Source organism: Pseudonocardia sp. NPDC049154, assembly GCF_040648315.1.
In the GTDB taxonomy this organism is placed as follows: Bacteria; Actinomycetota; Actinomycetes; order Mycobacteriales; family Pseudonocardiaceae; genus Pseudonocardia.
Window position 1 is genome coordinate 1 of sequence record NZ_JBEZDN010000208.1, and the last position, 7370, is coordinate 7370.

Consider the following 7370-nt stretch of genomic DNA (forward strand, 5'->3'; position numbering starts at 1 on the left):
CCGCGTTCCCGATGTTCTGGCTGATCGACAGCAAGGCCGCCGCGCTGGTGATCATCGGCGTGACCCTGGGCGTCGCCTGCCTGTCGATCCCCGCGGCGGCGGCGTACCGGAACGTCTCGTCGGGCGCGCAGCACCCGGCCGAACCTACCGGCGGCTCAGCTGGCCGCGGCGTCCGGCTCGGCGCGCTCGGCGCCGGCCTCGGTGGTGGTGGCGGTGCCGCCCTCGCCACCGGAGCGGCGGCGGCCCCCGCGACGACGGCGGCGGCGCGGCTTGGCCGGCCCCTCGCCGTCCGTGTCGGTGGCCGCCTCGGCGACCACGGCGGGCGCGACGGCGGGCTCGGCGCCCTCCTCGGCCGCCGGGCGGGCCCCGGCGGGACCCGCGACCGGGACGCCGTTGCGGCGCCGGGTGCGCTGACGCTCACGGCGCGGCGTGGCGGTCCGCTCCTCGCGGCCCTTGCGCTTGCGGCCGCCGTGGTCGCCCTCGGTGTCGACGTACTCCGCGTCGAGGCCCGCGCGCGTGCGCTTGCTCAGCGGCAGCCGGCCGGTCACGCCCGCGGGAACGTCGAGGTCGATGTACAGGTGGTCCGAGGTGGAGTAGGTCTCGACCGGCTCGTCGAGCCCCAGGCTCAGCTCCTCGGAGACGAGCTTCCAGCGCGGGATCTCGTCCCAGTCGACGAGGGTGACGGCCACGCCCTCCTTTCCGGCGCGGCCGGTGCGGCCGATCCGGTGGACGTAGGTCTTGGTGTCCTCGGGGCACTGGTAGTTGATGACGTGGGTGACGTCCGTGACGTCGATGCCGCGGGCGGCGACGTCCGTGGCCACCAGCACGTCGACCTTGCCGGAGCGGAACGCGCGCAGCGCCTGCTCGCGGGCGCCCTGGCCCAGGTCACCGTGCACGGCCGCGGCGGCGAACCCGCGCTCGGCCAGGTCGTCCGCGACGCGCTGCACGGTCCGCTTGGTCCGGGCGAAGATCATCGTGAGGCCGCGCTCGCGGGCCTGCAGCACCCGGGTGACCAGCTCGACCTTGTCCATCGCGTGCGCGCGGTAGACGAACTGCTTCGTGCGCTCGTGGATCGAGCCCTGGTCCGCCTCCTCCGCCCGGATGTGCGTGGGACGGGTGAGGAAGGTGCGGGACAGCTGGATGATCGGGCCCGGCATCGTGGCCGAGAAGAGCATCGTGTGCCGCTCGTCCGGGAGCATCCGCATGATCCGCTCGACGTCGGGCAGGAAGCCCAGGTCGAGCATCTCGTCGGCCTCGTCGAGGACCAGGGCCTTGACCCGGCCGAGCACGAGGTGGCGCTGCTCGGCGAGGTCGAGCAGCCGGCCGGGCGTGCCGACGACCACGTCGACACCCTTGCGCAGCGCGGCGAGCTGCGGCTCGTAGGCCCGGCCGCCGTAGATGGCGGTGACCCGGATGCCGAGGTGCTTGCCGGCGTCGGCCAGGTCCTGCGCGACCTGCACGCACAGCTCGCGGGTCGGGACGACGACGAGGGCCTGCGGGACGTCCTTCTCCCGGTCCGCGGCCTCGCCCTCGGCGGTCGCGGCGGGCTGCTCGGACGGCGGCGTGACGCGCTGCAGCAGCGGGACGCCGAAGCCCAGCGTCTTGCCCATGCCGGTGCGGGCCTGACCGATCACGTCCTCGCCGGCCAGGGCCAGCGGGAGGGTGAGCTCCTGGATCGCGAAGGTGCGCTCGATGCCGGCCTCCGCCAGCGCCCGCACGATCTCAGGGCGGACGCCCAGCTCGGCGAAGGTGGGGGCCTCGGGCTTGACCGGGGCGCCCGCCTGCAGCGGGTGCGCCTCCTCGGTGGCGTCGGCGTCGACCGTGTCGGCCGGCGCCGGCGCGGTGTTCGGTTCGGTGGTCTCGGGGGTCTCGTTCTGGACGGACAGTGAAATCGCCTCTCTCCGCGTACAGGAGCCCTGCACCGGCTCGTCGACCACGCGCTCGGGGAGCCGCGTGGGAGAGCCGTCGAGGCGCTGTACGCACCAGTTCGTGTGCGCGCCGGTGAGTCGGGCGCCCGGTGGCGCCGACCCGTTACCCGGCGGGTGTCGCAGTCGGTCCGCGCGGCGCACCGGTGCTCCGCCGACCGCTGGGGTCACGGGCCGATCTGCTGCGCGCACGAGCATCATACCCCGGGAGTGCCGCCCGGGTCAGCGTCGGCGCCGTCACGCCGGGGTGATGTGCACCGCCGACGGGCGGGCGGCCCGACCGGACGACTAGGCTCGACGACCATGACGGGCGAGGCCGCGGACGGCGCCGGCAGCACGGTCGGGACCGGCGAGAACGCTGGTCGCACCCCTCTCGACGCCACCTCGCGCGCGGCCGTCGTCGACCTGCTGGGGGCGCTGGCGTACAGCGAGCTCTCGGCCTTCGACCGGCTCGCGGAGGACGCCCGCACCGCCCCCACGCTGACCGGGCGCGCGGCGCTGTCCGCGATGGCCGCCGCCGAGATGGGGCACTTCCGGCTGCTCGAGGACCACCTGCGCGGGCTCGACGTGGCCGTCGAGGAGGCCATGGCGCCGTTCGTCGCCGGGGTGGACGCCTACCACGCCACCACGCGCCCGCGGACCTGGTTGGAGTCGCTGGTCAAGGCCTATGTGGGCGACGGGCTGGCCGCGGACTTCTACCGCGAGGTCGCCGGATGGGTCGACCCGGCGACCGCGGACCTGGTCCGCACGGTGCTGGCCGACACCGGGCACAGCGCGTTCGCCGAGCGGGAGGTGCACGCGGCCTGCGCGGCGAACCGGCAGGTCCGGGATCGGCTGGCGCTGTGGGGCCGGCGGCTGCTCGGCGAGGCGGTCACCCAGGCGCAGCACATCGTGGCCGAGCGGGACGAGCTGGCGGACTTCATCGTGCGCGGCTCCGGGGACATCGCGGGCATCGGCGCGCTGATCAAGCGCCTGCAGAGCAACCACGCCAAGCGCATGTCCGCCCTCGGACTCTCGTGATCGCCGTTCGCCCCTGGCGGACTCGGCCGGGGCGCGGCGCCGCGCTCGACTAGCCTGGGCCGCGCCGGTTGGCCCTGACGCCCGCCGGGAAGGCAGAGAGAGTCATCCACCCGCACGTCACCTGGAGGTCCCCGGTGGAGGTCAAGATCGGCATCGCGGAGAGCCCGCGGGAGCTCGTGGTGTCCAGCGACCAGACGTCGGACGAGGTCGAGAAGCTCGTCGGCGAGGCGCTCAAGGCCGGCGACGGCACGCTGACGCTCGTCGACGACAAGGGGCGCAAGTACGTGGTCCCCTCCGCCCGGATCTCCTACGTCGAGATCGCGCCGTCCTCGGCGACCCGGGTCGGCTTCGGCACCTGACGGCCACCCCACAGCTCCCGGACGGCACTCCCGCGCCTCGGCGCGGGGGTGCCGTCCGTGTGTCCGGGGAGGCTCAGTCCGTCTCGGGTGCGGGCGGCTCGTCGAGCGGGAACGGCGGGGTGCCGACCCCGGTGAGCCGGTAGCGGTCCCAGAGGTCGACGTCGCCGATCCGCCCCTCCGCCCGCCCCCGTGGGGTGACGACCAGGACGTCCGTGGCCCTCCCGCCCAGCAGGGCCGACAGCTCCTCGTTCCGGTCGACCCGCCCGAACCAGTGCAGCCGCCCGTCGTGCGGCTCGGTGCGGACCTCGACCCGGACCCGGACCTCGACGGGCGTGCCGGCCACGGTGAGCGTGGCGGGGCCGCCGTAGCCCTCGTCGTCGTGCTCGTGCTCGTGGTCGGGGGCGTGGGTCTCGGGGGTGCGCACCTGCTCAGGCGCCATCGCCGGCCTCCTTCGGGAAGATGTGCAGCACGGGCGCGGTCTCGTCGCCGGTGTCGTCGTGGCTCTCCTCGGCGCTCTCCGCGGGCGCGTCGCCGAGGATCCCGGCGGCCCCGTCCCAGATCAGCGCGGTGAGGTAGCCGGTCAGGTCCTCGCGGCTCATGGTGCGGCGCTCGAGCCACCAGTCCCCGGCGCTCTGCACCATCCCGACCAGGCCGTGCGCCCAGGCCTCCGCCGCGCCCGAGTCCCGCCCGGCCAGGCGCAGCCTCGCGCCGATCAGCTGGGCCAGCAGCCGCGCGATCTGCTCGCGGACGTCCTCGACGATCTCCGTGCCCGGCTCGCGTTCGGCCGGGTTGTGCACCACGAACCGCCAGAGCTCGGGCTCCTCCTCGATGCCGGCGAGGAACGCGTCGATCACGGCGGCGATCTGGTGCTGCGGCCCGGTGTCCGCCGCGAGTGCGGGCGCCATCCGCTCCATCAGCCACTCCGCCGCGCGCAGCCCGACGGCGCGCTGCAGGTCGGCGCGGTCGTCGAAGTAGCGGTAGAGCACCGGCTTCGTGATCCCGGCGCTGGCCGCCATCTCGGCCACCGACACGGCCGCGCCGTGCTCGCGGACGGCCGCCATGGCTGCCTCGACCATCTCTGCGCGGCGTGCGGCGCGGCGGTCGCGGGCGTTCCTCTTGACAGGTCGGTCGTTCTGCGGCACGTTACCAGTGGTAACAGTTACCGGCGGTAACAGCAAGCGTCTCGACGGAGAGGAGCGGGCGGGTGTCGCTCAGGAGGACCCGGGGCACGGTCCCGGCGGGAACACGGGTGCTGGTCACCGGTGCCGCGGGCGGGTTCGGCGCCCCCACGGTCGCGCGGCTGCGGGAGCAGGGTGCGCGGGTGGTCGGCCTCGACCGGAGTGCAGGTGACGGTGTCCTCGCCTGCGACATCACCGACCCGCAGGCGGTGGAGCGGGCCGTGGCGGAGGCGGTCCGCACCCTCGGCGGCCTCGACGCCGTCGTCCACTATGCGGGCATCGGCATCCCGAACGACGCCGGCGGCCCCCTCGAGCCCGACGCGCTCAAGGTCATCGACACGAACCTGCTCGGCGCCTGGCGGGTCACCAGCGCGGCGCTGCCCGCGCTGCTCGACGGGCCGGGCAGGGGCAGGGTCGTGTTCGTGGCCAGCGAGCTCGCCTACGTCACCCTGCCCTTCCTCTCGGCCTACAGCGTGGCCAAGCGCGGGATGTCCGCGTACGCCGACGCCCTGCGCCTCGAGTACGGCACCGCCGTCGACGGTACGGGCCTGCACGTCACGACGGTGTACCCCGGCTACGTGCGCACCCCGATCCACGAGGTCGGCCGCGAGGTCGGGCTCTCGCTGGAGGGCCAGGTCCGCCGCGAGGAGGTCGAGGACATCGTGCGCACGGTCGTCGGGGCGCTCGCCGCGCCGCGGCCGCCGCGCGACACCGCCGGCACCCTCGCCGGCCAGGCCGAGCTCTGGGTCGGCCGGCACGCGCCCGGCCTGCTGGGTCGCGGCGTGGTCCGCCGGATCCGGCAGCAGGCCGCCGCGGGCCGGTTCGACTCCTCCCCGGTCGCCGCGGGCCTGGTCCGCCGGCTCACCGGGCGGACCGTCCCCGCCGTGACCGCCGCCGACCGCACCCCCGAGAGGAGCGCGTCATGACCGCCCCCGCCGTGCGCAAGCCGGTCCAGGACCGCGAGGCCACGGCCGAGCGGCTGCTCAGGTCCTCGGTGGAGAAGTCCTACGAGCCGCATCTGGACATCGACTGGGAAGCCCCGCTGGTCGACGGGCTGTGGGGCATCCCGCCGCACCGGTCGTCGCTCTACGGCACCGCGCTGTGGGACGGGCTGACCGAGGAGCAGCGCCGGACGTTGACGATCCACGAGGTCTGCAGCGTGGCCCGGATCGGGCTGTGGTTCGAGATCATCCTGATGCAGATGCTGCTGCGCTACGCCTACGACCGCGACCCGCGCCGCGCGCACATCCAGTACGCCCTGACCGAGATCGCCGACGAGTGCCGGCACTCGATCATGTTCGCGAAGATGACGGAGCGGTACGGCGTGCCGGACTACGCGCCGTCGGGGCTCACCCACAACCTCGGCCGCCTCTTCAAGACGGTGGGCCACGGCCCGGCGATGTTCGGCGGCACCCTGTTCGTCGAGGAGATCCTGGACCGCTTCCAGCGCGAGTCGATGCGCGACGAGACGGTGCAGCCGCTGACCCGGATGGTCAACCGGATCCACGTCACCGAGGAGGCCCGGCACGTCCGCTACGCCCGCGAGGAGCTGCAGCGGATCATGCCGAGGACGACGCGGGCGCAGCGCGAGATCGGCCGCTATCTGCTGGCCCGCATCGCGTTCGTCGTGGCGCGGAACCTGATCCACCCGGACGTCTACGCGTCCGTCGGGATCGACCCCGAGGTCGGCCTCGAGGCCGCGCTCGCGAACCCGCACTGGCAGGAGTCGCTGCGCTGGTCGGCGGCCAAGTGCGTCGAGTTCCTGCGCGACCAAGGCCTGATCGGCGGCCCGACCGAGCTGTTGTGGAAGAAGGCGTACCTCGTATGACGACCGCTCGGGGCGCCGACGGCACGCCGTTGCACGTCGTCGAGTCCGGCCGGCCCGACGCCCCCGTCACCGTGGTGCTCGCGCACGGCTGGACGCTCGACGAGCGGTGCTGGGCACCCGTCGCGGAGTCGCTGGCGGCCGGTGACGTCCGGGTCGTCCGCTACGACCACCGCGGGCACGGCCGCTCCGGCGCCGTCGACCCCGCGACGATGACGCTCGAGCAGCTCGCCGACGACCTGGCCGCGCTGATCGGGCAGGTCGCGCCGCGGGGCCCGCTGGTGCTCGCCGGGCACTCGATGGGCGGCATGACCACCATGGCCCTCGCCGACCGCCATCCCGACCTGGTCAAGGACCGGGTGGCGGGCCTGGCGCTGGTCGCGACGGCGAGCGGCGGGCTCGGCGGGCAGACCTTCGGCATGCCGTCGGCGGCGTTCGAGCTGGTGCGGGCGGCGGAGAAGAAGCTGTACGCGTCGAAGGGCTGGTCCACGCGGCGCGCGCTGAGCCGGCACCCGAAGCTGCTCTCGCCCGCCATGCGCTGGCTGCTCCTCGGGCCCGACGCCGGCAGGCAGGCGCTGCGGATCACCACGACCTCCGTCTCCGAGTGCCGGCCGTTGACCGTCTCCGGCTTCCGGCCCACGCTGGAGGCACACGAGCGCGACGCCGCCCTGGCCCTGTACTCGCAGGTTCCGGCGCACGTCATGGTCGGGACGCGAGACCGGCTCACCCCGCCGCGCTACTCCCGGCGGATCCGGGAGGGCCTGCCCTCGGCCCAGCTGACGCTCTTCCCCGACGCCGGGCACATGCTGCCCGTCGAGCGCACCGCGGGCGTGGCGGGCCGGATCGCCGCGCTGGCGCGGACCGCGGCCGGGGCCCGGGCCGCCTGAACGTCGCGGTGCTCGGCGTGCCCCCGCCGCGGCGCCGCGGCCCGACCGGCCCGGCCCCCCCCGGGGCCAGGGGGGGCCGGGCGGGGGGAAGCGGTACAGGGGGCGAAGTGGGGTGGGCCGCCCGGCGCCCCCCCCCCCCCGCCCGCGGTGGCGGGGCGCCCCCATAACCCCCCGGG

8 protein-coding genes are annotated in these 7370 nt (G+C 75.0%); 5 read left to right on the forward strand and 3 right to left on the reverse strand.

Features of this window, described 5'->3' with window-relative positions:
• Window positions 1-155: 155 nt before the first annotated feature.
• Entirely contained in the window at window positions 156-1937 is a 1782-nt protein-coding gene (locus tag AB0B41_RS41950) for a DEAD/DEAH box helicase (protein ID WP_358212658.1), read from the reverse strand.
• Window positions 1938-2228: 291 nt separating this feature from the next.
• On the opposite strand from AB0B41_RS41950, the gene AB0B41_RS41955 reads away from it, so the two are divergent.
• Both AB0B41_RS41955 and AB0B41_RS41960 read left to right on the forward strand, forming a co-directional pair.
• Complete coding sequence (locus AB0B41_RS41955; protein WP_358212660.1) at window positions 2229-2945, forward strand: ferritin-like fold-containing protein; 717 nt, start codon at window positions 2229-2231, stop codon at window positions 2943-2945.
• A gap of 134 nt (window positions 2946-3079) precedes the next feature.
• Window positions 3080-3304 carry a DUF3107 domain-containing protein gene (locus AB0B41_RS41960; RefSeq protein ID WP_358212662.1) on the forward strand — a complete coding sequence of 75 codons (225 nt, stop codon included), beginning with the start codon at window positions 3080-3082 and terminating at the stop codon, window positions 3302-3304.
• Window positions 3305-3377: 73 nt separating this feature from the next.
• On the opposite strand, the gene AB0B41_RS41965 is transcribed toward AB0B41_RS41960, so the two are convergent.
• The gene (locus AB0B41_RS41965; protein ID WP_358212663.1) at window positions 3378-3743 is read right to left on the reverse strand and encodes a DUF4873 domain-containing protein; all 366 of its coding nucleotides are present in this window, start codon (window positions 3741-3743) and stop codon (window positions 3378-3380) included.
• A complete protein-coding gene (locus AB0B41_RS41970; protein WP_358212665.1) occupies window positions 3733-4446 on the reverse strand; it encodes a TetR/AcrR family transcriptional regulator in 714 nt (237 codons plus the stop codon). Before AB0B41_RS41970 ends, AB0B41_RS41965 begins: the two co-directional genes overlap by 11 nt.
• Before the next feature lie 62 nt (window positions 4447-4508).
• Here AB0B41_RS41970 and AB0B41_RS41975 point away from each other — a divergent pair, with 62 nt between their 5' ends.
• Genes AB0B41_RS41975 through AB0B41_RS41985 form a run of 3 tightly spaced genes read left to right on the forward strand, consistent with a single transcriptional unit; the run spans window position 4509 to window position 7194 of the window.
• Window positions 4509-5408, forward strand: a complete 900-nt coding sequence (locus AB0B41_RS41975; RefSeq protein ID WP_358212667.1) for an SDR family oxidoreductase — start codon at window positions 4509-4511, stop codon at window positions 5406-5408.
• On the forward strand, window positions 5405-6310 hold the full coding sequence (locus AB0B41_RS41980) for a diiron oxygenase (RefSeq protein ID WP_358212668.1): 906 nt from the start codon (window positions 5405-5407) through the stop codon (window positions 6308-6310). The genes AB0B41_RS41975 and AB0B41_RS41980 overlap by 4 nt, the downstream gene beginning before the upstream one ends.
• On the forward strand, window positions 6307-7194 hold the full coding sequence (locus tag AB0B41_RS41985) for an alpha/beta hydrolase (protein ID WP_358212670.1): 888 nt from the start codon (window positions 6307-6309) through the stop codon (window positions 7192-7194). Before AB0B41_RS41980 ends, AB0B41_RS41985 begins: the two co-directional genes overlap by 4 nt.
• The last annotated feature ends 176 nt before the right edge of the window (window positions 7195-7370 follow it).

Bases quoted from the DNA above. Each gene is read 5' to 3' on its own strand.
- AB0B41_RS41955 (WP_358212660.1), top strand. From the start codon at position 2,229: ATGACGGGCGAGGCCGCGGACGGCGCCGGCAGCACGGTCGGGACCGGC.
- AB0B41_RS41985 (WP_358212670.1), top strand. From the start codon at position 6,307: ATGACGACCGCTCGGGGCGCCGACGGCACGCCGTTGCACGTCGTCGAG.
- AB0B41_RS41965 (WP_358212663.1), bottom strand. From the start codon at position 3,743: ATGGCGCCTGAGCAGGTGCGCACCCCCGAGACCCACGCCCCCGACCAC.
- AB0B41_RS41980 (WP_358212668.1), top strand. From the start codon at position 5,405: ATGACCGCCCCCGCCGTGCGCAAGCCGGTCCAGGACCGCGAGGCCACG.